The sequence below is a fragment of the Mucilaginibacter sp. cycad4 genome, from assembly GCF_034263275.1.
In the GTDB taxonomy this organism is placed as follows: domain Bacteria; phylum Bacteroidota; class Bacteroidia; order Sphingobacteriales; family Sphingobacteriaceae; genus Mucilaginibacter.
In genome coordinates, this window is sequence record NZ_CP139559.1 from 5,440,681 (window position 1) to 5,466,211 (window position 25,531).

Genomic DNA, 25,531 nt, shown 5'->3' on the forward strand with positions numbered 1-25,531 from the left:
CGGTTTAATCCCCAAGGGTCATGAAAAGATTGTTCAGTGATTCGGAATACAGCGGATGGGCAAAAACACAATAACGGACCCTATCGTAAGTGATGCCGCCTTCCATGGCCATTTGCAGCACGGTCATGATTTCGCCGCCTTCGGGGCCAAGTACCGTAGCACCTAAGATCTTTTTTGTATCCGGATCAACAATGGCTTTCATAAAACCACGTGTATCGCCGGTTTCAATAGCGCGCGCCACATGGGCCATGGGCAGCTTTGCTACTTTATATTTAATCCCCAGCTTTTTTGCCCCGGTTTCATCCAAACCGATCCTGCCCAGTTGCGGATCGGTAAACATGCAATATGGCACCGGGCGGTCTTTGATGGTATAATCAGTTTTTTCAAAAAGGTTACGGTAAACAATCGTATAATCGTTATAGGAAATATGCGTAAATGCCGGCCCACCTTTTGCATCTCCAAGTGCATAGACACCAGCAGCTGAGGTTTCCAGCTTATCGTTCACCCTGATATTGCCATGCTCATCCGTTTCAATCCCGGCGATTGGCAAATTTAAGGCCTCCGTTTGCGGTTTACGGCCGATGGCTATCAATACATGGGTGCATTTGATTTTGCGCTCTTCCCCTTTTTGAGCTATGGTCACTGTTATTTTGCCGCCGGCTTTTTGTTTAAACTTAACGGCCTGGGCATTATTGAGGACCTCGATTTTCTCCAGTTCGAGGATCTTTTGCATCTCTGCCGAAATATCCTCATCCTCATGCGAAACTATCCGCTCCGATTTTTCTAAAATGGTAACCTTACTGCCAAATCGCCGAAACATCTGTCCAAACTCCAGGCCGATGTAATTTCCGCCAAGCACCAACAGATGCTCCGGTACTTCTTCCAAATCAAGTATGGTAGTTGAGTTAAGATATTTTATCTCATTCAATCCCTCAATTTCGGGAATCAAAGGCAACGCGCCCGGGTTTAAAAAGATAAGATCGGCAGTAATCGTTTGCTTTTTGCCGCTGTTAAGCTTAACCTCAACCGTTTTTTCGCCGGTAAAAGTCGCCTCGCCTAACACCACATCAAGGTTCTGCGTTTTTTCGGCAGATTTTAACCCGCCATTACGCGAGCGTAATACGATATCGTCCTTACGTTTTTTTATAGCAGCCAGATCAACCGAAAACTTTTTTACCGGCACACCCAACTCATGGCTTTTGCCGGCCATGTAAGCCGCCTTTGCCGAAGCAACCATGGTTTTAGTAGGCGTACAGCCATCGTTAACGCAGGTGCCGCCATAAAATCGTTTCTCAATTATAACGGTCTTTTTCCCGGCATTAGCCAATTTTTTGGCTAATGGGGCGCCGGCCTGACCGGCGCCTATAACAATGGCATCGTAAGTTTTCATAGTTTTATTCGGTAATTTTCACACCCTTCCAAAACGCCACGTAGTTGGTAATGTTTGTTGCAGCCTCTTTTGGCTCGGGATAATACCATGCGGCATCCTGGTTTTCCTTGCCGTCAACCTCAAGGGAATAATATGATGCCAATCCTTTCCACGGGCAGGTTGTATGCACATCGGACGGTTTAAGATACTCGGCCTTAACACTTTCTTTAGGGAAATAATGGTTATTTTCAACAACAATAGTGTCATTGCTTTCGGCAATGACCTGGTTATTCCAGATAGCTTTCATAAAAAGATGATTGATTTATGGAATAAAGATAGCTTTAACCCAACAAAATCTGCAAGTCTGAAATTGTAATTTTATTTTATTTAATTGACACACAATCAATTTCGCAGTGCTTTTAATTTTTTTTAAAAATTTATTTTTATTTTATCACTTAAACTCTATCTTTGCAATCCCAAAACAAGGGAAACAAAATAAAAAAAGACGGCCCGTTCGTCTAGGGGTTAGGACAGGAGATTTTCATTCTTCAAACAGGGGTTCGATTCCCCTACGGGCTACGAAGCCGCTTTACGAAAGTAGAGCGGCTTTTTTGTTGGGATTAATTTAGAACACGTGGCATACGTGCAGCAACTGAAGCAAAGAGGGGATCCGGAATAACCCGGGCGATGGGTTTACCTTTAATAATTACAGCAAAACCTCGCTGATTTGAATTATCGGTTGGATATCAGTATAATTTGGAATGTCTGCTCGGATTTTGCTTGCATTGATTTTCATTCCAGCCTGAAAGGCTTCAACCGAATCGAAATACAAGTAGCCAATAGCCAAAAAAGGAATCGGCGCGCCGGGCGTGCCTGCGGCTACTCCCTTGTCAATAGCAGTGGCCCTTAAAGCATCCCCAAATAAACTTTTGAGTAAGGGGAAATGCTTCCTGGTGTAGTAATCCATATCAAATTTTTTACCTTCCCCGTTTGGATAAAGTATCGTCACCTTGATCATGCCTTTCTTAACTACCTGCCTTTCGGCTAATTTGTTTTGTTGAGATGCATCAACCTGCGCCATTGCATTAACTGTTACCAAGAGCATAATTACCCCCGTAAACATTATCATTAGATATTTCTTCATGTTATTATGTATGACAATTTACTTACAAGCGCTTAAACAATCAACAGCGCTTACACGCTGTCGATTGTCACCCTAAATTAAAAAAAATTGGCGTTTAAGATGACGCCCATAAAAGACGCGGACGCTTACCTAAACTATATTTCAAGCGAAAGACGCTTAAACTGCGAGAATTACCCGTTGTAATTGGGGTCAAACTCCACAATCCATTCAATACCATACTTATCTCTGAACATACCGGCATACGTGCCCCAGGGGCTATCACCAATTGGTCCTTCAACCTCTCCTCCTGCCGATAATCCGTTAAATATTTTGTCGGCTTCTTCGCGGCTTTCAGCGCTCACATATATTTTAGACCTGTTTTCATTTTCGCTTACCTGCCCCATAAATTCAGGAACATCATTGGCTATCAATACATTGTTTTTGCCGAGGGGTAAACCAATGTACATTATTTTGTTTTCTTCACTTTCTGCCACCTGAAATTCAGGGCCTGCTAAGTCTTTAAAGCGAATGATCCTGGTGAATTCTCCGCCAAAAATTGATTTGTAAAAATTGAATGCTTCCTGGGCGTTGCCATTGAAGTTGATCCAGGGATTAATTGCTCTCATAATTTTAGTTTTTAAATTGTTATGTTTTTTCTCTTTCGGTTATTAGTATAATTGGCGACTTTCTTTCTATGGTTTTTGCGATAAGGTTGCAAACAGATCGTCCAGGTTTTTCAACATCAGCATCATTCCTTTAGTGAAGCCATCGGTTAAGCGTTCCATTCGTTCAAGCGATTCATTATAAATGGAAATATTCACTGTTGTTATACCATCTTGTTCGCCAAAATTGTAATCCCACTCCGAGCCCGGTAGTTCGGGGGTTTCGTCTTTATCGGCGAAAGAATTATATAGCTTGAAATTGGTTTTGGGCGTAATAGAAGTATATTTCTGCAGCAGCCAACGCTCTTGTCCGTCGGGGCTTATCATGGCGTAAAATCTTCGCCCACCAACTTCAAAATTCATGTATTTGGTTTTGGAGCGCATTGGTGCGGGTGCGGCCCATTGGTCAAGTATTTCCTGTTTGGTGAAAGCATCCCATACCAGGTCAAGCCCCGCATCAAACTCGCGGGTTATAAATACCTTTTGCGCTGCTTTATCAACGGTAAAATCAAATAGCAAATCGTTGTTCATATTTTCTGTTGTTTAATTGTTGATAATACTTTGTCGAGCTGATTAAACTGCGTTTCCCAGCTTTGCCTGAATTGGGCTAACCAATTGTCGAGCTCTTGCATTTTTTTTGCGTTAAAGTGATAATAAATTTCCCTGCCCGAGTGTTCGGGTTTAATCAATTCGCATTCGTATAATACTTTAATATGTTTGGATACTGCCTGGCGGCTCATATCAAATTTTTCGGCCATTGCATTAGGTGTCAGCGCCTTAATAGCAATTAAAGTTAAAATTGCCCTGCGTGTCGGATCGGCTATGGCCTGGAATATATCTTGTTTCATTTTAAAACGCGCAACTTTTGAGTTGCGTAAATATATATGCAACTTCTGAGTTGCGCAAATTTATTTGCGATTATTTTTGGAATAGCTGGCCTGCTGTATGTGCGGGCAATATCTTTGTCGCGATCCACCCCTCAACATGTCGTTTTTGCACAGTACTTAATCTTACAATACCCACCATCTTTGTATTATCAATAAAATCGAAACAATTAAACCAACATTCCATGAAAAGAGTATTTAAAGGATCTAATGTCATCCAACCGGTATTAATAATTGCTATACTTTTCTTTACTGTATTCCAATCAAAGGGCCAGCAGCTCAAGCCTGTCACCAGCGGTTACGCCCCTGTTAATGGCATCAAAGTTTATTACGAGGTATATGGCGAGGGTAAGCCTCTTGTTTTACTGCATGGCGCTTTTTATACCATTGAGATGAACTGGGCGCAGCTAATCCCTGAATTATCAAAAACAAGAAAGGTAATTGCCCTTGAAATGCAGGGCCATGGGCACACCCCGTATTCGGACAGGAAATTAGACATCGCTACCCTGGCAAGTGATGTGGAAGGAGTAATGGATTACTTAAAAGTTGATAGTGCTGATGTTGCGGGATATAGCATGGGAGGTTCAGTAGCTTACCAGTTAGCAGCAAAAAGCCCTAAACGGGTAAAAAAATTAGTGATCATTTCGTCTACCTACAAAACCAATGGCTGGCTGCCTGTTGTAAATAATGGATTTAAAGGTTTCAAGCCTGAATTTTTTAACAATACTCCTCTAAAAACGACATATGATGCAGTGGCGCCCGACAAAACTAAATGGATAAAGTTTGTTGAACAAATGATTGTTTTTGCCGGAGAGCCTTTTGATGTGGGCGATGCCAATATTGCTAAAATTACTTCGCCGGTATTGCTCATCTCTGGCGATAATGATGGCCTGGACAAAGTGGAGCTGATGAAAACGTACCAATTACTGGGAGGTGGCATATCTGCTGATTTGGCGCCGATGCCAAAATCACATTTAGCTATTGTTCCTGCGCAGGGACATGTCAGCTTAATGCAGCAAACAAAAACTATATCAGATCTTCTGAATAGCTTTTTACAATAACAAAGCCGCGATAATTGCAATCTAAAATACAACCGCAGGAAAAGGAATTTTAATGTCAGATTTATCTATAAACTAATCATAAACAAATGAGAAAAATCAGAATTTTTGAACATATCTCGCTGGATGGCGTGATAGAACATGACGGAGATTACACCTATGGCGCCTGGACAACGCCTTATCGGAGCCCAGCCGGCGCGGCAACCCTTTTGGAGGCATACGGACCAAACTTCGACTTGCTGCTTGCCCGTCACACTTATGATATATTTAGTGGCTTTTGGCCTACTGCCGGAGATTTCCCAATGGCAAATGCTATAAATGCCGCAACAAAATACATAGTAACCCACAGGCCCGACACCCTGGAGTGGGGACCGGTAAAGGGTTTGGGCGAGGATATTATAGCGTCTATTCGCGATCTCAAATCAACCGATGGGCCCGACCTGATCGTGGTGGGAAGTTCAACACTAACTTCTGTGCTGCTTGACCAGGGACTGGCTGACGAAGTTGTGCTCATCACCTACCCGGTGTTGCTTGGCCGGGGTAAACGCTTATTATCGGATAGTATTGACGCCCGGGAGCTTGCTTTTGTCGACTCGAAGAGCACACCCACCGGTTTGCTCGTCAACACTTACCGACACGTTGGCCCGCTGAAAAAATAACATTTCGCCAGGGGGTACCATATATCGATTGTTTTAGGTGGTTGAACATTCCCCCCCCAGGTGTTCAAAGAATTCCCCAAAATACGCTACAAAGCCGCTTTACGAAAGTAGAGCGGCTTTTGCTTTTCAGATGATTTTCCGCTCTCCTTTTCCATTTATTATTACACGAATAATAAATGGAATACCGTCCTTCTATCAAATATGTTTCTACCGCTTTTTAACCGTGCAAATTCTTATTGCCCGATGATATGATACTGATATATTTTTCGAAATATAAATATTATATAAAGTACATTAAATATTTACAATTAATTTAGCTAAATTCTTTCCGAGATCATTTTCAACTTTGAAATCCTGCATAAAGACGTCAAAGCTATTGATCCGGTCTTCCAGATTGTGAACATACCGATTATGAGTAATCTTCTTTCTCATATACCACCAAACCCGCTCAATGGGATTCAGGTCGGGAGAATACGCTGGAAGGTATAGTAATTCTATCCTGTGCCTGTATCGCTCCAATATCGGTTTCAGTCTTTTGGCGTGATGATAGGGCACATTATCCAGAACCATTATCACCTTACGGTCCCGGTACATTTTCGTTACCAATAGCAGGAAACTAAAAAAGCTGACAGTATTGCCTTTGTCGGCTTTACCGGTGATTACAATCCCGGTTTCAGGTTCAATACAACCGAACAAAGTTTTCCTTTCTCTTTTTCGTTGTTTTTGATTTATTTTCGGCTGCTTACCTTTTTCTGCCCACATATACGAAACTGTAGCTGTGTTTGACAAACTTGCTTCATCCTCAAATACGATTACCGCATCAGCTTGCCGAAACCCCCGGAGTTTTTTTTAAAGCATTTACCTTTTCTTCCCTGTCCTGTGCTTCGGGATACAGGCCTTTACCCTTTTGAAATGTCAAACCTAACTTCTTTAATATATTGTATATCTGCGCTTTTTTATATTCAACCTGATATTCCTTCCTGATCAGTTCAATCAATAACGGCCCTGTCCAGGTGGCGCTGTTAAATCCATAATCATCGGGCTGCTTATTTAACAATACAGCTTTTATCGATTGTAGCTCATCATTCGTAAGCCGGTTATTTCTTCCCGGTTTTACCTTATCTATTAATGCCTCTATCCCGCCTTCATTTAAACGGTTTACCCAATTGCAAATCGACTTAAAAGACGTTTCGTAAATCGATTCCAACTCCTGTGGCCGCTTACCTAAAGAAACCTGGTAACAGGCGTATAATCTTATCGCCTGTTGATACTTCTCGTCTTTCCTCAATAGGGATCGTAACTCTTCTGAAGTATAATGTTCTATTTTTAATGCTACTTTGCTCATGTAAGCAAGTTACATTTTTTTTCTTTAATTGTAAAAATATATTAGACTTTATATAAGCATATTTTGAACATTTCTTATATCAATAAAACCAAACGTAATATCTTTTAAGTAAAAGAAAAAATACGTTTGTATAGCCTTCCTAAAGGCCAGTTATAACTACCTAATTTCCAATCTAATTTGACCAAATTATGAAAAAAAAATTATTTCCATTCCTGGTTGCCATTACCCTATTGGCCGGATGTACAAAAAACAACAATGCCGGCGAAGGCCCGGCGCCATCTGTTAAGCCAGCCGCCGGTTTGCAAACCAATGCAACGGGAACAGCTGCAATCGATGCGGCTACGGTACAGCAAACCATTCAGGGCTTTGGAGGAGCGAGCATTTTGGCATGGATAGCTGATTTAACAAGCGATCAAAGAACCAAGGCATTTTCAAGCAGCAATGGTATTGGCATGAGCGTACTCCGTGTGATGGTCCCGGCAAGCAGCAGCAGTTTTGCAGCCGAAAAACCAACCATCGACGCAGCTAAGAGTTTTGGCGCAAAAGTAATTGCAACAGCCTGGTACGCACCATCCGGGATGTTAACCAGCGACAATCATTTAAATCCCGCTTCCTATGCAGATTATGCCGCCCACCTAAAAGCTTATAATACTGCTGTAGGCGGAGTTTATGCCATCAGCCCCTTTAATGAACCTAATCTTTCCAATTCAGGGTGGACAGCGGCTACCGCAACCGAAGCAGCCAATTTTGTTGCTGCACAAGGGGCTAATTGCGGCGCGCCGATAATGGCGCCCGAACCATTTAATATGGATCAAACCTTCATTAATACCTATCTGGGCAATACTACTGCAAAAACAAATACCAGTTTTGTTTGCGGGCATATTTATGGTAAAACCCCCTATAATTTAGGGAGCATTGGCAAATCGGTTTGGATGACGGAACACTACACCAATTCAAGTATCAGCGGTGACGACTGGGGCAATGCCATGACTGCCGCCAAAGAGATTCATGACTGCATGAACGCGGGATGGGCAGCCTATGTATGGTGGTATATTCGCCGAAGCTACGGGCCAATAGATGAAAGCAGCAACATCACCAAGCTTGGCTATGTAATGGCACAATATGCAAGGTATGTGCGTCCGGGATACAGCAAAATATCATGCACAGCAAATCCGTCAACCGGCGTGTATGTTACGGCCTACAAAAGCGAAACAAAACTGGTAATTGTAATTGTTAATCAAAATGCGGCAACCACTTATCAAAGCTTTAGTCTTAGCGGTATAACCGTTACCGGTTTTAACCGGTATTTTACTACAAGTTCGGCTAACCTGTCTTCAAATAATTTCACGGTATCAGGTAGTAGTTTTGGCATTAATCTTTCAGCCTCCAGCATTACTACCTTAGTATCTATTTAAGATTTCCCCCGGGATCCCTGATACCGGGCTAATAAAGCCGCTTTACGAAAGCAAAGCGGCTTTTTCATCACTTCCGGGAACACGGCACCCTACCTTCGCAAACTGACATTTGATAAACCCTGCTAACCGCATTAATTGTTAATTTTGCAACAGATAAAAATTTAAAAATGTCTATAACTACCGAAGACGAAAAAATTGGAATGCAGCAGGCCAGTGATGCTGTAGCCATTACACTCAGGAAGATGCGGGAGTACGCCAAACCAGGTATCTCTACAAAAGAGCTTGACGAATACGGCGGCGAACTGCTGGCACAATTAGGTGCAAAATCTGCACCTTTGCTAACCTACAATTTCCCGGGACACACTTGTATAAGCGTGAATGAGGAAGCGGCGCACGGCATACCCTCGGCCGATAAAATCCTTCAAGAAGGCGACCTCGTAAATATTGACGTATCGGCAGAGCTAAATGGTTACTGGGCCGATAACGGCGGCTCCTTCGTTTTAGGACAGGACATCCATGGCTATGGCAAACTCGTGGAAACCTCGAAAGAAATCTTAAAAAAAGCGATCAAAAACATTAAAGGCGGTGTCAGGATCTCAGAGATCGGCAGGTTAATTGAGACTGAAGCCAAAAAAGCCGGCTATACGGTAATAAAAAACCTGACCGGGCACGGTGTTGGCCGCAGCTTGCACGAAGAACCGCATGAAGTTGCCAACTACTGCGACAGGTATAACACTACGCGTTTTAAAAAGAATTCGGTGGTGGCGATAGAGACATTCATTTCAACACGGTCGACAATTGCCGATACTCAAGCCGACGGCTGGACATTAATTGGTAATAAAGGCGGTTTTGTTGCACAGCACGAGCACACCATTATGGTAACCGGCGGTGAGCCGGTAATATTTACAGCGCAGAACGGTATTTGGGATTAATCTTTTTTTGGAACAGATCAGGCAATCCCCCTGAAGTATTTATATTAAATAAGCTACTAAGCCGCTTTACGAAAGTAAGCGGTTTTTTTGTGAACATGCAATGACAAGCCGAGGGCATACGCATCCATTTAAAAACTCCGTAAGGCAGAGACCGGTATTTTGGATTTAATTTATCCGTTAACCTATTATCCATTAGTATTTTATTAATTTGGAGTAGTTATTAACCTCATTCATTTACTTGAAGCCATATACATTCCATATTACCCTTTATGACGCTGCGTTTTTTGGGATGTTGTTTATCGGCCTCACTTTTATCCTGCTTTTATGGTTCACCAGGAAAACAAACCGGTCAGCAAACCGGTTTTTGGCGATGGTATTGGCTATTGCCGCTTTGTGGATAACCCGGATCCTGGGCACCGATATCGGGCTGTCAACTTATATTCCCAACTGGAGCCGGCTACCGCTGCAGTTTTCGCTGGCAATTGGCCCACTCATTTTCTTTTATGTACTTAAAATAACCCGGCCGGAGTATAAATTCACCCGCAAGGACCTGCTGCATTTCAGTCCATTGTTAGTCGAACTAAGCGCCTGGGCCTTAGCGGTGCTGGAAAGTATAAAAACGGGCTGGGCAACTTACGATACATTTATATTTCAACGATTAAACCCTGTATTACAACTATCAGCATTTATCTCGGTCATTATTTATCTATACCGGTGCCGCAGGCTGATCGAAAACTTTTACCAGGAGCTAAAATTTAACGGAGGCGACCGGTACCGGCACGAGCTGAAATGGATACATAACTTACTGACAGGCTTCGGGTTGTTATGGTTGTTGTGGGTCCCTTTTATAGCTGTAGATTATTTTTATTATGATTACCGGTTAAGCGTTCAGGCTTACTACCCTTTGTATCTCCTTTTAATGTGTATGCTTATCTGGATGGCGGCAAGAGCGTTTTTAAGGCCGGAAATTACTGTACAGGCAGATAACTTACCGGTTTTAAAACCATTACTGCCTGCGGAGCTTAAGCAAAAAGGCGCCTGGTTAAAGCGGGTTGTTAAAGAAAATAATTACTACCAGGACCCGGAATTGAGTTTAAGTTCCCTCGCCGAAAAGCTTGGCATGCATACCCATGAATTATCACGGATCATCAATACCGTGCTCAAAAAAAGCTTCAATGATTTTATTAACGAATACCGGGTACAGGCAGCTGCCCGAAAAATGCAGGATCCTGCTAATGATCATATTACCCTTTTAGGAATCGCGTTTGAATCGGGATTTAACTCCCAAAGTACCTTTAGCCGCATTTTTAAACAGGTGACCGGGAAAAGTCCGCAGGAATATAAAAATAACTTAAAAAAAGAGTTCCCATCTTATAATTTGAGAAGCGATATCCAATTTGCGCCGGTAGTTTTGAATCATGAAACCGCCCCTAAATGGTTTCATGATAAAACCAACCGCAACTTTATGTTTAAAAATTATTTCAAAATCGCCTGGCGTAATTTAACACGCAATAAAAGTTATGCCGCTATTAATATTACCGGCCTGGCCGTAGGTATTGCTGTTTGTATGGTGATTTTTATCATTATACAGTTTCAAACAAGCTTTGATAGTTTTCACCCAAAGAAAGACCGCACCTATCGTGTGCTAACCGAATATCATCACGCAGAAACCGGAGATATTACATATGGCAAAGACATTCCTTTTCCATTACCATTAGGATTAAAAACGGCTTTCCCTCAAATAGAACAGGTTGCCCCAATTTTTGCAAGCCAGAATGACCAGTTGATTATACCTGACGAAAATGGGGCTACAGTAAAAATGTTTAAGGAACAAAGGGGCCTGTTTTATACCAATCCATCATTTTTTAAAATTTTTAACTTCCCGCTGCTTGCCGGCTCGTACGCTTCATTAAAAGATCCGGACAACGTATTGTTGACCAAAGAGGTTGCCGAAAAGTATTTTGGCGACTGGAAATCGGCAATGGGTAAAACCATTAAATTACAAATGGGCGGTTTCATGTTTGAGCATGGCACGGATGTATTAAAAGTTTCGGGGATCCTGGCTCCCATTCCTGCAAATTCCGACTTTCAGCTCAAACTTGTTGTTAGTTTTGGTACGGGGTTTACTGGAGACTATTTAGCAAAATCCACAGATTGGAACAGAACGGTAACCGATTTTGGCTGCTATATTTTGTTACCTCAAAGCCTTACTGCCGACAATTTTAATCAGCAGCTGAAAGCTTATTCACAAAAGGTACAATCTTCTGATAATAAGGACAGCCATATTATACAAGCATTAAATGCCGTGCATTATGATTCACAAACAGGCAACTACAGCAACCAAACAGCCAGCCATCAGTTGCTCAATGTATTATGGCTAATTGCCGCGTTCATCCTGCTAATTGCTTGTGTAAACTTTATTAACCTCTCTACCGCGCAGGCTGTTAACCGGGCAAAAGAAGTTGGTGTCAGAAAGGTTTTGGGGAGTAATAAATCGCAATTACAACTCCAGTTCATTGTCGAAACATTTTTGATAGTAGCAAGCGCTTTAATACTTGCAGTTGTTATTACCATACTTGCATTGCCTTATTTGAGCCGGCTTTTAGAGCTGTCGCTTTCATTCAACATATTCAGTAATCCTTCAATTATTTTATTTCTGCTGACTGTGGCAGTTGCTGTAACCGCGCTCGCCGGTTTTTATCCTTCTATCGTTTTATCGCGCTTCAATCCTGTTAATGCTTTAAAAAGTAAACTTACAGCAGATCCGGCAAGAGGAATCTCTTTACGACGAGGATTGGTTGTGTTTCAATTCATCATTGCGCAGGCATTGATCATCGGGACGCTCATCATTGTAAAGCAAATGAACTATTTTATGGATCAGCCTTTAGGCTTCGATAAAGAAACAATTGTTAATATTCCGTTCCGGGTAGATAGTCTTCGAATGAGCCGGCTAAATTATTTGAGGAACCAATTACTATCCGTAAACGGCGTACAGGCAGTATGCTATAGTTCTAACACCCCTATTGAAAACGGAAATGATACGTGGAGCGCAGTCAGGTTTGACCACGCAACAAAAGAAACAGATTTCAAGGCGATTACCAAATTTGCCGACGAAGGCTATGTACCTGCTTACAAGTTAAAGTTGATAGCCGGAAGAAACCTTCAGCCATCCCCTTTTACCAGGGAGTTTCTGGTGAACGAATCGCTTGTAAAAAGTTTAGGGCTTAAAAAACCCGAGGATATATTAAACAAGGAGATCAGCATATGGGATGGTGTAATAAAATGCCCGGTTGTTGGCGTGTTAAAAGATTTTAATGACCGGTCTTTTCGGCACAGCCTGGCACCATTGCTTATCGCCACAAACATCACCATGTATAACCAGGCCGGCATAAAACTTAAAACCAAAAATGTTTTTTCGACGATGCAATCTGTTAAACAAGTATTTGAGAAAACATTTCCCGATTTTGTTTATGAATACCGGTTTTTGGATGATAAAATTGCAAGTTTTTACAAACAGGAAAATCAGTTAGCCCAATTATATAAAATTTTTGCTGCTATCGCTATACTTCTTAGCTGTTTGGGTTTGTATGGTTTAGCCTCGTTCATGGCCGTACAGCGGATAAAAGAAGTTGGTATCCGCAAAGTACTTGGTGCTACTTCAGGCAGCATCGTTTATTTGTTTTCGAAAGAGTTTATCATACTCATTGCTATTGCCTTTGCCATCGCTACCCCCATTGCATGGTATTACATGCACCAATGGCTGCAAGCTTATGTTTACCGCATCAACATCAGTTGGTGGCTATTTGCGGCAGGCGGAATGGCAGCAATTATTATTGCACTTGCAACCATAAGTTTCCAGGCTATAAAAGCAGCAAAAGCTAATCCGGTGAAGAGTTTGAGAAGTGAATAACAGTTTGCCGGTGCATTATTTTAACCCCAGCCTGTTGCGCAAAAGATCCCGGTAGGTGCTGCCTATCGGGATCTTTTCGCCGTTGATTATGAGCTGATGTACTTCGATCATGGTAATATGTTTAATGGCCACCACATATGATTTATGCACCCGTAAAAAATCAGCTGCCGGTACGAGGTCAAAAATATCGCCCATGTTTTCACGGATCAGGATCTTTCTGTCTTTCAGGTGAATGGTGATATAATTGCCATCTTTTTCCAGGTACAAGATCTCTTCCACCTTAACCTGGTAGGTTTGCGGGCCGCTTTTAATAAAAACTGTGAGATCATCCTCTTTGCTCACCCCATTTTTTGAAGACAGTGCTGCCGCGGCTTTATTTATGGCCGCAAGAAAGCGCTCGAAGGTGATGGGCTTCAGCAGATAATCGAGGGCGTTCAGGTCATAGCTTTCTACCGCGTAATGGCTGTAAGCGGTAGTAAAAATGATCATTGGCCTTGGCGCCAGGGTTTGTACCAGCTGCATTCCGCTGATATCAGGCATATTAATATCGAGAAAAATGAGGTCCACTTTTTCATGGTTCAGGAATTCAATTGCTTTCACCGGTTCGCGGAAAGTGGCTTTCAGGTCAACCAGGCTGGTTTTAAGGCAATAACGCTCTATCACTTCAAGTGCCTTCGGCTCATCATCAATGGCAATACAGGTTATCATTCCAGGTCAATTTCGAGTTTAACAATATATTTCCCCTGGCCTTCATTGATCTGCAGGTTATGTTTGCCCGGGTACAACAGATCGAGCCGCCGTTTTACATTTTCGAGCCCGATGCCGCTTTTTTCGTCCTCCATTTTTTTGATGGCGTTATATTTGGTGTTGATGCAGGTAAAGATCAGCCTGTGATCTGAAAGCACAATGGCAATGTCTATCCAGGAGGTTTGCCCGATAGATACGCCATGCTTAAAAGCATTTTCAACAAAAGGTATAAAAAGCATAGGAGCAACGACTACGGTTCCCGTCTGCGCAGGGTGGTCAAATATCACTTTTACCTCATCATCTGCATAACGCAGCTTATTCAGGGTGATGCAATCTTCCAGGTATGCTATTTCTTTGTTCAGCGGCACCCCGCCGGCATTGCTGTCATAGATCATATAGCGCATCATGCCCGAAAGCTTTGAGATGCCGTCGGCAAGCTCATCATTCCCCTTTTCCTGGGCCATCGAAAACAGGTTATTGAGCGTATTAAACAGGAAATGCGGATTGATCTGCGATTTAAGGAATTTGATCTCGGTACTCAGTTGATACGCCTCCAGTTGATTGCGTACCAGTTCATTTCGGGCCCATTCTTTCAAAAAGAAATAAGCTATCGAAAGCCCGGCTGCAGTTAAAAAAATAAGCAGCATGGTGAGCTGCATGTGCACCCAGTTCCCTATTGCAAAAAGTGCGTTATGATTTGGTATCAGGTGATTAAGGCCGCCTTTGCCTGCAGTAAAACCAGGAGGCGGAAGCCCCATGGGCAAGCTATTGTTTAATTTAGACCCAACTAAAATATAATTGGCCAAAAAGACAAGTATAAACCAGCCTGCAGCTATAGCGATGCCTGCAAATAAGCTTTTATAGCGAAGCGCCTTTTTAAAGATCCAAAATATATTGCCATAAAACAGCAGGGCCAGAAAAGCAAGTGTAAAGCGGGAATACGGAAAAATGGTATCTATCTCACTCCTTTCCATGATTTTCCCGTTGTGGTTTACCCGGATCTTAACCGTTGAGCTGGTTAGCGAATCCAGGGTATAATACACCCCTATCCAGAACGCCAGGTGGATCAGTATCTCGATGATATGTTTAACCTTGATACGGTGCATTCTTCAAAAGTATATTAAGCCCGGCTTATTCATAAATTATTGATGTTAATATAGTGATTTGCCGGCTAAACGGGCAATTTTTGAAATCCGGGCTTAAGGCCACCGGCAATTTGTTTTCGACAGAAGCTCAAATAACAAATATCCATTTTACGTCGAAATGAATATGCTGTTCATACCAAAGTTTTTGGCGGATTTAAAGGGCAAAGTACTATTGCTTAAAAATATCCAAATTATGAAAAAGCAATTTTTATTGTGTACAGCCCTTTTATCGTGCACCATTATGGCCCGGGCACAAAAGCCGGATACCGCACAAATGCTGGTACACTACAAATTTTCCCACATCAGGGATACCACCAACCGGGAGCACCCCTACACCGAGAACATGGTTTTGATTGTAGGTAAAAATGCAGGCGCTTACAAAAGTTATGACAAGCAACTGCAGGACGCGCTATTCAAAAAACAAGTGCAGGAACAAATGGCCAACTCACCCGATGGGCGTGTAAACATCCAGCGGAGATCATCGGGATCGGGTACAGACTATTACCAATTCCCGAACGGAAAAAAAATGGCGAGGAAAGAACCACTGCTGTTCAATAGTTATCTCATAACAGATGTCCTGCCCACCATAGATTGGAAAATAAACGGAGACACGGCAACGTTTGGCGGCTTACATTGCCAGAAAGCGACAGCGCATTTCAAGGGAAGGGATTATACGGCCTGGTTCAGCCCTGATCTGCTTTTGCGTATAGGTCCCTGGAAACTCAATGGACTGCCGGGGGTGATTGTGGAGGCTTATGATGCCAAAAAAGAAGTTTATTTTAAGTTTGACGGAATTGAAAAGGCCGCCATTTCTCCCCAAAAGGGTGATCAACCCGCCGGCCAGGCCCCGGATAACCAGGGACGGATGGCCGTTATGATAGGCATGGACGACCAGGTTGGCGACCCCAATATCATCCAGATCCCCGCCAATGCCATCAAAACTACCGAAAAGGAGTTTTCTAAGTTACAGGAGGCCATGCGTAAAGACCCTAATGCTTTTGCTCAGTCAATGGTGGCTGCACAGGCGGCAAGCCAGGGGCGGCCGGCCCCCAAAATCGATATAAGGATCGGCCCGCAGCCAGTGATCAATAACCCTATAGAGTTGCCCGAAAAGAAATGAGCCGGATTATAAAACGCATCTGGTTGCTGCTTATAGGGTTACTATTTTCGGTTCCCGGCTTTGGTCAAAGCATTAAAGGGACAGTGAAAGACAGCACCGGAAAACCGGTGCCTTATGCCACTGTTAACCTGAAAAACAACGCCACTAATGGTATTATAAATTATACCATTACCGATACCAAAGGCACCTACACTTTGCCGCTCCCGGCCAGCATACCGGTGAGCGGCCTGGTGGTCGAGGTGCGCTGTATAGGCTATAAAAACCAGAGCAAGGGCATTACGGATTTGCAGGCGCCGGTCGATTTCATTTTATCTGTTTCCATCAACCAGTTACAGGCCGTAGTGATCAAAAGCAGCCGGCCGGTGTTGCGTACAAACGGCGATACCCTAAGCTATAAAGTATCTGATTTCAGCAGCGTGCAGGACAGGGTTATTGGCGATGTGATCAAAAAACTGCCGGGAATAACGGTTGCCGCTGATGGCAGGATCAGCTATAACAATAAACCGATCTCCAACCTGTACATTGGCGGTGATAACCTGTTGGACGATAAATATAATATCGCTACCACTACCATTCCGCAGGGGGCGGTAGACCAGGTGCAGGTAATTCAAAACCACCAGCCTGTTAAAGTGCTTCAAAATAAAGTAATTAGCGATGATGTGGCGCTCAACCTCAGCTTCAAAAAAGGCGCTAAATTACAGATGGTGGGGCAAGAGAGCATCGGCGCGGGCTTACCAGGCAATTATGACGTGGATTTGAACGCCATGATGTTTAAGGATAAGTACAAAGCCATTAATTACCTCAAGGGCAATAACACAGGTAACGATCTGCAGCAGGACCTGGTATCGCACAATTTTGCTGATTACATGCAGCGGATCGATAACGATGTACCGGCCACCATGCTATCGCTTGGATCGGTGAATGACCCGGCTTTATCGCGTAACCGGTATCTGTTAAATCGCTCGGGGATCCTCAATTTCAATAACCTGGTCAATTTTAAAAAGAACGTACAGATGAAGATTAATGCTTACTATTTGCACGATACCAGGCGGCAGGATTACAGTCAGCGTACCACCATTTTTTTGCCCGGTGACACCGTGCGCTATAATGAAACTCAACGCAACCGCTTCCGCCCGGATATGTTGCATACCCAGTTTACGCTGAACATTAACCAAGATAAATATTACCTGAACAATGTGTTGCTGATGGATAACAACCGGTCTACCAACTATTCGGACCTGAACACTAACGGCAGCATGGTGAACCAGGTATTTAAGGATAACGCGCTGAGTTTTTCCAATGAATTTAACCTGATCAAGTCATTAAGATCTAACAATATTATCCAGGCTTATTCCTATATCAGTCATTCAACCGAGCCCGAGAGCAGGACAATCGGGCCGGACTATAATAATCCAATATTTAACAACAACGTTCCCTATGCTCAATTGGTGCAAAATGTAAATGTGCCTGCGTGGTATACCAATAACTATATTTCTTTCAAAATACCGTCAAACCTAATCACTCAAAGCTTCAGAACGGGATTCAGCCTTCAATCGCAAAAGTTAAACTCTGATTTAAACGTTGTACAGACTAATAACACCATCAACCAGGAGTCAGACAGTTCCGTCAATCATTTAAACTGGACCAGGAAAAAACTGTACGCCGAGGCGGCTTATGATCTGCCGGGCAGTATCCTCAAAGTGAACCTCACCTTACCGGTAAGCCTGCAGCAGATCAATTATTCGGATAGCCTGTATGCACTGCGCAAGGGTTTAACAAGGTTATATTTCAACCCGCAATTAAAAGTAAAATATCAAACCGGGATTGAGAACTACCTCAGTTTCCTTTACAGCTACCGCAACGAGGCGGGTACCATAGAAGACATGTACCGGGGCTATATTTTAAAAGATTACCGGACGCTTTATGCCAATAATGCCGGGCTTACCGAGCGGCAGAACCAGTTGGCAGCCCTTGGGTTCAATTACCGGAAGGCACTAACCCTGTTTTTCGCGAGCCTGAACATGCTTTATAACCATGTCTCTTCCAATAATATTGCTTCGGAAGTGATCACCAACACCCTGCGGCAGCGTGTAGTGTTGCCCTACTCCAACAGTACCGATTCATGGACAGTGAACGGCACCGTCAGCAAATACTCCTTTGCATTAAAAACCACTTTTAGCGGAGGCGTCCAGTGGCAAAGTAATAAGTCGGTGCAGATCCAGAACAATGCACTGCTGCCATTCAATACCATTTCCAGGACCATTAATGCCGGTGCTGATACCAAAGTGAACGAGCAGGTAAACTTTAGCTATAAAGCTACATTTACCCAAATACAAAGTCATTCGGCAGCGGAGGCATCGGCTTATCATATTAACCAGTTGCTTCAGCAAGCTTCGGTAAATTATAACCCTGTAACCAATTTACAGTTCAAATTATCGGGCGAACATTATTTCACCCGCCAGCAAGGCAATCCTGATCTCAAATACTTTTTTGCAGACGCCTCGGCAAAATTCAGGGTCGAAAAATGGAAAACCGACCTGGAGCTGAGCGCTGCCAACTTCCTGAACGTAAAAACTTACAACACGCTTTATTTATCGGCCAATACATTAACCGCCAGTTCGTATACCCTGCCGGGAAGGATTATACTGCTCAAAGTAATGTTTCATATTTGAGCGGTATCAAGTTTCATAAAAAATGCTGTGTTAAAAAGGCGTCTTTGCGAAGAACTCTAAATCCCCCAAAAGGGGAGGCTTAAAATTTTTTAAAGCCCTCTCCTTTGGAGAGGGTTGGGTGAGGCCAACTCCCTCTGTTTGTAAGGATAACGCCTTGTTTTCGTCATTATTGCGCTCAAAAAAATATACTTTAAAAACAACGTTTCGATGCATTTTACCTCATACTTTTGGATACACACCTCAAAAAAACATCTGTATGATCCCGGAAAACAAGCTTAACCCAGTCAAAAAAACATCCGCTTATGTACTCGATTTTCAGGATATTGACAGGTCAATGTTAATGACCGCCGGAGGCAAAGGCGCTAACCTGGGCGAGTTGTTCCGCATCGGGGGAATACGGGTACCGGAAGGTTTTTGTATCACTACAGATGCCTATAAAAAAATAATTGAAACTAATCCGGAGCTTAGCAGCTTGCTGGATGAATTAACCCGCCTTAAGGCGGATGAGAGGGAAAATATCAGCGGCATCAGCGCAAAGATCCGTATGATCATCGAAAGAACACCTATTTGTGAGGAGATTGCGGAAGAGATTGCAGGTCATCTCGCCAGGTTTGGTGAAAAAGATGCGTTCGCTGTGCGGTCCAGCGCGACAGCGGAAGACCTGCCTACGGCATCGTTTGCCGGCCAACAGGATACATATTTGAACATTATTGGCACGGACGCCATCCTTAAACATATCAGCAAGTGCTGGGCATCACTATTTACCGATAGGGCTGTGACCTATCGCCTTCAAAATGGCTTCCATCATCGTAAGGTACACCTGTCGGTTGTGGTACAGCAAATGATTTTCCCGCAGGCAGCTGGAATTTTGTTTACTGCCGATCCCGTTACCGGTAACAGAAAGACACTATCCATTGATGCCGGCTTTGGGCTTGGTGAAGCTATGGTTTCCGGTCTGGTGAATGCTGACAACTATAAAACGTGTAAGGGTAAGATTATCGATAAAAAGATATCTGTCAAGAAACTGGCTGTTTATGCCTTAAAAGATGGCGGTACTCAAGAAAAGGAAATTGGGCCTGAAATGCAAACCAGGCAAGTGCTTACAGATGAGCAAATCCTACAGCTTGAGCACATCGGCAGAAAGATTGAAGTGCATTTCGGCAGCCCGCAGGACATTGAATGGTGCCTGGCCGGCGATACATTCTATATTGTTCAGAGCAGGCCTGTCACAACCTTATACCCTATCCCCGAAGCAAATGACCAGGAAAATCATGTGTATGTATCTGTAGGCCATCAGCAAATGATGACCGATGCCATGAAGCCACTGGGGTTATCTTTATGGCAGTTAACGGCTGCCCGCGCCATGTATAAAGCCGGGGGCCGGTTGTTTGTTGATGTTATGGATAGCCTGGCTTCTGCCGCCGGCAGGGGTGCGTTGTTGAATGCCATGGAGCAGCATGACCCGCTCATAAAAGATGCGATTACTACTATCATAGAACGCGGAGATTTCATAAAACCGCTGTCGGAGGGAGAACCCGTTCCGGCTAAAAGTGCTCAGGTCCCGCCGGCTTTAGCTCCCCCGCCGCCAATAGAAAACAACCCGGAAATTGCTGCTAACCTGATTAAACAAAGTCAAACATCGGTAGAAACATTAAAACAAAATATCCGGACGAAATCAGGAACTGATCTGTTTGATTTTATCCTGCAGGACCTCCAGGGATTAAGGAAGGGCTTATTTGCCCCGCAAAGCCTGGCTGTGATCATGGCGGGAATGAGCGCTTCATCATGGATCAATGAAAAAATGAAGGAGTGGTTGGGTGAAAAAAATGCAGCAGATACAATTTCTCAATCTGTACCAAACAATATTACTTCGGAAATGGGCCTGGAGTTATTGGATGTAGCAGATGTGATCCGCCCTTACCCGGAAGTAATTAATTATTTGAAAGATGTAAAAGACGATAATTTTTTGGATGAACTGGTAAAGTTTAGCGGCGGAACGGAAACCCGGGATGCTATCAGTGCTTATCTTAACAAATACGGGATGCGATGTGCCGGCGAGATAGATATTACTAAAGCTCGCTGGAGCGAAAAACCAATTACGCTGCTCCCCATGATCCTCAATAACATCAAAAACTTTGGACCCGGTGAAGGTAACCGAAAATTTGAGCAGGGCCGCCAGGAAGCTCTGAAAAAAGAACGGGAGCTAATAGATAGATTAAAGCAATTGCCGGATGGTGAACAAAAAGCCGAAGAAACAAAACAAAGGATCAGCCTGATCCGGAATTTTGCCGGTTATCGTGAGTATCCAAAATATGGTATAGTTAGCCGAAGTTTTGTTTATAAGCAGGCCTTACTGCAAGAAGCCGGGCAGCTTGTAAAAGCCGGCGTTATTCATGAAAAAGAAGAGATCTATTATCTCCACTTTGATGAATTTCGTAAAGTGGTACGCACCGGTAAACTGGATCCACAGATCATCGGCAAACGAAAAGAAGAGCACCAATTACACGAAAAGCTAAACCCGCCGCGTGTTATCACATCCGACGGTGAAATTATCATGGGCAGATATAAACGGGAAAACCTCCCGGCCGGCGTTATTATAGGCCTGCCTGTTTCTGCTGGAGTTATAGAGGGACGGGCACGTGTGATCTTAAATATGGAAGATGCAGTACTGGAAGATGGCGATATATTGGTAACCCCGTTTACTGACCCCAGCTGGACGCCCTTATTCGTATCCATAAAAGGCCTGGTAACCGAAGTTGGCGGGCTGATGACCCACGGCGCAGTTATCGCACGCGAATATGGCTTACCGGCAGTTGTAGGCGTAGAGCACGCAACCCGGCTGGTCAAAGACGGACAAAGAATCCGGGTAAATGGAACAGACGGGTTTGTGGAGCTTTTATAATGGTTAGATTCTGTTTGAAAAGAATAAAATCGTCATCGCGAGTTTGAAAGTTCGGTGAGCTGTGAAGGTGAAATGACATCTGTAGCAGGTCATGCTAAACTTGTTTCAGCACCTCACGGGACAGGTAGGCGATTTGATTAGCAAGCGGCTGGCAAATGGGGTGCTAAAACAAGTTCAACATTACGCAATTTTATTAGGTAATGTGTATGAATAACGTTGAATATCTCCCTTAATCAGGTCAATACAACAATTTTACCGCCGGCGGCATTGCTGTCCATTAAACTGTGGGCCGCTGCTATATTGTCCAGATTAAATAGCCGCCTGCTGCTCCTCTTCCGTCAGTTTCAGCAACGTGGTTTCATTTTTTATGCGGATGCTTTTGCCCGATATTTCGATGATCTGCTCGTCGATAAAATCATTAATGGTGCGAAACAGTGATTCATAGGCGGCACCTGTAAATGAGGCCAGGTCCTGCCGGGTAAGTTCAATATTGATAAATCCTTGCTCATTTAGCCCGAATTTATTTTTAAGCGAAATAAAGGCCTGGGCTACACGGCCCTTAACCGGCATATGCGCCAGGTTGCGCATCCGCTTTTCCGATTCCTGCAGTTCGTTGGCAAAAAAACGCATCAGCTTAATAACAAAGTTATTGTTAACCTGCAGGGTGCTTTCAAAAAAGGGCATATCAATGTAACAAACTATACCCGCTTCAATAGCCGTGGCCGAAACCGGATAAAACTCGGTACTGCCCAAACCAAGATGCCCAACAATATCACCTTGGCGGGCAAAACGGAGAATGAGCTCCTTTTCCTTATCCCACTTTTTATGAACCTTTACAGTGCCCGAATAAACAAAGTAAATGCCTGTAACGGGGTCCCCTTCTTTAAATATCTGCTGCCCTTTTTTTATAACGATATTTTGCCTGGCGGCGCTAATGGCCGGGATCCAGTCGGGCAGGCAATGTGTACATAAAAAGCAAGTCCCCAAATCGCATTTATCTTTGTTTTTTCCCATTTATTGAAATTGTATTTATATGAAAGCTAAAAGCAGAATAAACAAGACCTAAAGCTAATCAACTGGTTAACACGCCATTTAGTTACTTTATATAAAATTCATTAATAGCCCTTGTTTAAGCCCTGCCATTTTTGTTAAAGCGTGCTAATTTATTAAAAGCGGCGGCCTTTTGGCTGCTTCCAGGTGGCCATGTTAAAAATAATTCCGAGGCTTAACAATACCGCACCGCCAAAAACAGGCCACGGGAACGAACGGATGCCATTAATATAAATGGTCCAGGGGTGAGAATCGAAAGGGTTAACAGTATTCAGGTTTCTGAATAATAATAATCCGGCAATGATGCTTGCAGCACCTAACACAGAAAGAACGAGACTGGCAATTTTCATAATTATTATTTGTGCAATAGATTTTGTAAAAAATTAAGCAAATGTTAGATAATTATATTGCATGTGCAATATAAAATTGAAAATAAAATTTATTTAAGCCTCTTTAAGTATTACCTTTGCAATAAAATAAAGCAGTCCCTTAAAAATGAAGCGGAACTAATTAAAACATGGAAACAAAACAGAATGCCATCCCGGTTTCACCCTCACTAAATGATCTTTACAATTTTAAATCCGGCTTAAAAGGCACCAGGCAAATGAAAACAAGGCTGATCTTTATATCAGCACTCTGTATTCTCATTGCAGGCCTCATCAGTGTAATAGCCAAAGGACTGATCTATCTTATTAATATTGTCACCAATATTTCATTTTACGGGATGCTGGATGCCGGATTTCACAGCCCGGCCAATAACCATTTAGGTTTATGGGTAATTGTTATACCGGCTATAGGCGGCATTATAGTAGGCTTTATGGCCCTTTATGGCTCAAAGGCTATCAGGGGGCATGGCATACCTGAAGCAATGGAGCAGATCCTGGTAAATAAAAGCAAAATAAAACCGATTATAACTTTTCTGAAACCCGTATCATCGGCCATAGCCATAGGTACCGGCGGGCCATTTGGTGCCGAGGGGCCTATTATTGCAACAGGCGGGGCGCTTGGCTCAACCTTTGGTCAGTTATTTAAAATATCGCCCAACGAGCGTAAAATTATTTTAGCGGCAGGAGCAACAGCGGGTATGTCGGCCATATTTGGCACACCCATAGCCGCGGTGTTTTTGGCTATTGAGCTGCTGCTGTTCGAGTTTTCGCCCAGGGCTATATTACCTGTAGCATTGGCCTGTATCACCGGAGCAGCGGGGCATCATTTATTGTTTGAAGCCGGGCCTGTATTCCCGATGCCTGATGTAGATACACCTTCAAATACCGCCCTTGCCATTTACAGTATCATTGGCCTGGCCATCGGCTTTATATCATTGGGGCTTACCAAAATAGTTTATTTTATTGAGGATAGCTTTGAAAAACTGCCTGTTCATTGGATGTGGTGGCCTGCAATTGGTGGCCTGGCGGTAGGCCTGATAGGTTATTTTGCGCCGCACACCCTTGGTGTGGGATATGATAATATTATCACTATTCTTTCGGGTACATTGTCATTGATGCTAATTGTGCGTTTGTGTTTATTCAAATTCCTTTCATGGGCTATAGCCCTGGGCAGTGGTACTTCGGGTGGTACGCTGGCCCCTTTGTTAACCATTGGCGGCGCGGCAGGTGCAGCTTTTGGCGCACTGGTGCATCTGATATTTCCTGATGCGGGCATAAGTGTTCCAATAGCCGCGCTTATTGGCATGGCCGCTATGTTTGCAGGTGCCTCAAGGGCTTATTTAACCAGTATCACCTTCGCGCTGGAGGCTACCATGCAATCGCATGCTTTGCTGCCCCTGCTCGGCGCTTGTACAGCATCATACCTGGTTTCATTCTTCCTGATGGAGAATACTATCATGACCGAAAAAATTGCCCGCAGGGGCGTATACACTCCAGATTCGTACGAACCCGATCTGTTGCAGGTATTGACTGTGGCTGATGTTAACAATGAAGTTGGTGAAACTTTAAAAAGCAATAGTACCATAGCCGAAACCAGGGCCCGGCTTACCGGAAATAATATTGCCCAAAGGTTTTTTATAGTAACTAATAATGATGGCAGCTATGCAGGCATGGTTAGCCTGACCGACATTTATAACCATAGTATTTCTGCTGAACTCACCATAAGTAATATAACCCGGGCAAGTAAACAGGCTGTGAAGAGCAATGACCCGCTGAAACGCGTTGTGGAGATCATGGCTGAAGAATCGGTAGAAGCGTTACCTGTTATTGCCGCCGGAAATACCATTGCCGGACAAATCTCCTATAAAGAGATCTTAAACACCTACTACCAGTATATTGCCGAAAACAGGGAGCAAAACACGCAGATCTCCCTTAAACGGCGAAGACTTAAAATTGCTGCCCGTGGCCGCAACAGGGCTAAATCTTAAAAATAGCAAGCGTCTGGATTTAAAAAGCAACCCCGCCTGATTTTACATCAGGCGGGGTTGCTTTTTTGAACATCGTATCTCATGAAAAATTAAATACGCCGAAGCTGGGTTATTGCTTATTTATTCTATAGCTTTGATTTATAAAATGTTGCTACTTGTTTAGC

General features: G+C 43.4%; 21 protein-coding genes and 1 tRNA gene. 10 read left to right on the forward strand and 12 right to left on the reverse strand.

The genetic code is table 11. The features are described from left to right. Positions 1–4: 4 nt before the first annotated feature. Positions 5–1,390: a mercuric reductase gene (locus SNE26_RS22095; RefSeq protein ID WP_321556047.1), complete on the reverse strand. Its 1,386-nt coding sequence runs from the start codon at positions 1,388–1,390 to the stop codon at positions 5–7. 4 nt (positions 1,391–1,394) lie between these two features. Continuing rightward, positions 1,395–1,676 (reverse strand): DUF427 domain-containing protein, encoded by a 282-nt coding sequence (locus tag SNE26_RS22100; protein ID WP_110584115.1) that lies wholly within the window; start codon positions 1,674–1,676, stop codon positions 1,395–1,397. 200 nt (positions 1,677–1,876) lie between these two features. On the opposite strand from SNE26_RS22100, the gene SNE26_RS22105 reads away from it, so the two are divergent. After that, positions 1,877–1,948 (forward strand) — tRNA-Glu (locus tag SNE26_RS22105). A gap of 127 nt (positions 1,949–2,075) precedes the next feature. On the opposite strand, the gene SNE26_RS22110 is transcribed toward SNE26_RS22105, so the two are convergent. The 4 genes from SNE26_RS22110 to SNE26_RS22125 form a co-directional block, all read right to left on the reverse strand. After that, the gene (locus SNE26_RS22110) at positions 2,076–2,513 is read right to left on the reverse strand and encodes an EthD family reductase (protein ID WP_321556048.1); all 438 of its coding nucleotides are present in this window, start codon (positions 2,511–2,513) and stop codon (positions 2,076–2,078) included. 170 nt (positions 2,514–2,683) lie between these two features. Further along, positions 2,684–3,118 (reverse strand): VOC family protein, encoded by a 435-nt coding sequence (locus SNE26_RS22115; RefSeq protein WP_321556049.1) that lies wholly within the window; start codon positions 3,116–3,118, stop codon positions 2,684–2,686. A gap of 66 nt (positions 3,119–3,184) precedes the next feature. Further along, entirely contained in the window at positions 3,185–3,685 is a 501-nt protein-coding gene (locus SNE26_RS22120; RefSeq protein WP_321556050.1) for an SRPBCC domain-containing protein, read from the reverse strand. Beyond that, positions 3,682–4,002 carry a metalloregulator ArsR/SmtB family transcription factor gene (locus SNE26_RS22125; protein ID WP_321556051.1) on the reverse strand — a complete coding sequence of 107 codons (321 nt, stop codon included), beginning with the start codon at positions 4,000–4,002 and terminating at the stop codon, positions 3,682–3,684. The genes SNE26_RS22120 and SNE26_RS22125 overlap by 4 nt, the downstream gene beginning before the upstream one ends. Before the next feature lie 221 nt (positions 4,003–4,223). Here SNE26_RS22125 and SNE26_RS22130 point away from each other — a divergent pair, with 221 nt between their 5' ends. Together SNE26_RS22130 and SNE26_RS22135 are read left to right on the forward strand one after the other, a co-directional pair. After that, positions 4,224–5,099 (forward strand): alpha/beta hydrolase, encoded by an 876-nt coding sequence (locus SNE26_RS22130; RefSeq protein WP_321556052.1) that lies wholly within the window; start codon positions 4,224–4,226, stop codon positions 5,097–5,099. An 86-nt stretch (positions 5,100–5,185) separates the two neighbouring features. After that, entirely contained in the window at positions 5,186–5,755 is a 570-nt protein-coding gene (locus SNE26_RS22135; RefSeq protein ID WP_321556053.1) for a dihydrofolate reductase family protein, read from the forward strand. Positions 5,756–6,049: 294 nt separating this feature from the next. Here the strand turns inward: SNE26_RS22135 and SNE26_RS22140 are convergent, their stop codons facing one another. Together SNE26_RS22140 and SNE26_RS22145 are read right to left on the reverse strand one after the other, a co-directional pair. Continuing rightward, entirely contained in the window at positions 6,050–6,568 is a 519-nt protein-coding gene (locus SNE26_RS22140) for an IS630 family transposase (RefSeq protein ID WP_321560018.1), read from the reverse strand. Between the two features lie 7 nt (positions 6,569–6,575). Further along, on the reverse strand, positions 6,576–7,100 hold the full coding sequence (locus SNE26_RS22145) for a helix-turn-helix domain-containing protein (RefSeq protein ID WP_321554625.1): 525 nt from the start codon (positions 7,098–7,100) through the stop codon (positions 6,576–6,578). Positions 7,101–7,288: 188 nt separating this feature from the next. Between SNE26_RS22145 and SNE26_RS22150 the strand changes: the two genes are divergently transcribed. The 3 genes from SNE26_RS22150 (at position 7,289) to SNE26_RS22160 (ending at position 13,357) form a co-directional block, all read left to right on the forward strand. Then, positions 7,289–8,515, forward strand: a complete 1,227-nt coding sequence (locus SNE26_RS22150; protein WP_321556054.1) for a hypothetical protein — start codon at positions 7,289–7,291, stop codon at positions 8,513–8,515. A gap of 167 nt (positions 8,516–8,682) precedes the next feature. Then, on the forward strand, positions 8,683–9,447 hold the full coding sequence (gene map / locus SNE26_RS22155) for a type I methionyl aminopeptidase (RefSeq protein ID WP_321556055.1): 765 nt from the start codon (positions 8,683–8,685) through the stop codon (positions 9,445–9,447). 238 nt (positions 9,448–9,685) lie between these two features. Beyond that, complete coding sequence (locus SNE26_RS22160; RefSeq protein ID WP_321556056.1) at positions 9,686–13,357, forward strand: ABC transporter permease; 3,672 nt, start codon at positions 9,686–9,688, stop codon at positions 13,355–13,357. 15 nt (positions 13,358–13,372) lie between these two features. Here SNE26_RS22160 and SNE26_RS22165 read toward each other — a convergent pair whose 3' ends face one another. Both SNE26_RS22165 and SNE26_RS22170 read right to left on the reverse strand, forming a co-directional pair. After that, positions 13,373–14,065 carry a LytTR family DNA-binding domain-containing protein gene (locus SNE26_RS22165; protein ID WP_321556057.1) on the reverse strand — a complete coding sequence of 231 codons (693 nt, stop codon included), beginning with the start codon at positions 14,063–14,065 and terminating at the stop codon, positions 13,373–13,375. After that, positions 14,062–15,210, reverse strand: a complete 1,149-nt coding sequence (locus SNE26_RS22170) for a sensor histidine kinase (protein WP_321556058.1) — start codon at positions 15,208–15,210, stop codon at positions 14,062–14,064. Before SNE26_RS22170 ends, SNE26_RS22165 begins: the two co-directional genes overlap by 4 nt. 232 nt (positions 15,211–15,442) lie before the next feature. Here SNE26_RS22170 and SNE26_RS22175 point away from each other — a divergent pair, with 232 nt between their 5' ends. The 3 genes from SNE26_RS22175 (at position 15,443) to ppsA (ending at position 21,943) form a co-directional block, all read left to right on the forward strand. After that, the gene (locus SNE26_RS22175) at positions 15,443–16,369 is read left to right on the forward strand and encodes a GLPGLI family protein (RefSeq protein ID WP_321556059.1); all 927 of its coding nucleotides are present in this window, start codon (positions 15,443–15,445) and stop codon (positions 16,367–16,369) included. Further along, positions 16,366–19,041, forward strand: coding sequence for a carboxypeptidase-like regulatory domain-containing protein (locus tag SNE26_RS22180; protein ID WP_321556060.1), 2,676 nt, complete (start codon positions 16,366–16,368; stop codon positions 19,039–19,041). The genes SNE26_RS22175 and SNE26_RS22180 overlap by 4 nt, the downstream gene beginning before the upstream one ends. A 256-nt stretch (positions 19,042–19,297) precedes the next feature. Beyond that, positions 19,298–21,943 (forward strand): phosphoenolpyruvate synthase, encoded by a 2,646-nt coding sequence (ppsA, locus tag SNE26_RS22185; protein ID WP_321556061.1) that lies wholly within the window; start codon positions 19,298–19,300, stop codon positions 21,941–21,943. A 309-nt stretch (positions 21,944–22,252) separates the two neighbouring features. Here ppsA and SNE26_RS22190 read toward each other — a convergent pair whose 3' ends face one another. Both SNE26_RS22190 and SNE26_RS22195 read right to left on the reverse strand, forming a co-directional pair. Then, positions 22,253–22,957 carry a Crp/Fnr family transcriptional regulator gene (locus SNE26_RS22190; RefSeq protein WP_321556062.1) on the reverse strand — a complete coding sequence of 235 codons (705 nt, stop codon included), beginning with the start codon at positions 22,955–22,957 and terminating at the stop codon, positions 22,253–22,255. A 152-nt stretch (positions 22,958–23,109) separates the two neighbouring features. Continuing rightward, positions 23,110–23,343 (reverse strand): hypothetical protein, encoded by a 234-nt coding sequence (locus SNE26_RS22195; RefSeq protein WP_321556063.1) that lies wholly within the window; start codon positions 23,341–23,343, stop codon positions 23,110–23,112. 167 nt (positions 23,344–23,510) lie between these two features. On the opposite strand from SNE26_RS22195, the gene SNE26_RS22200 reads away from it, so the two are divergent. Further along, positions 23,511–25,367: a chloride channel protein gene (locus SNE26_RS22200; protein ID WP_321556064.1), complete on the forward strand. Its 1,857-nt coding sequence runs from the start codon at positions 23,511–23,513 to the stop codon at positions 25,365–25,367. The last annotated feature ends 164 nt before the right edge of the window (positions 25,368–25,531 follow it).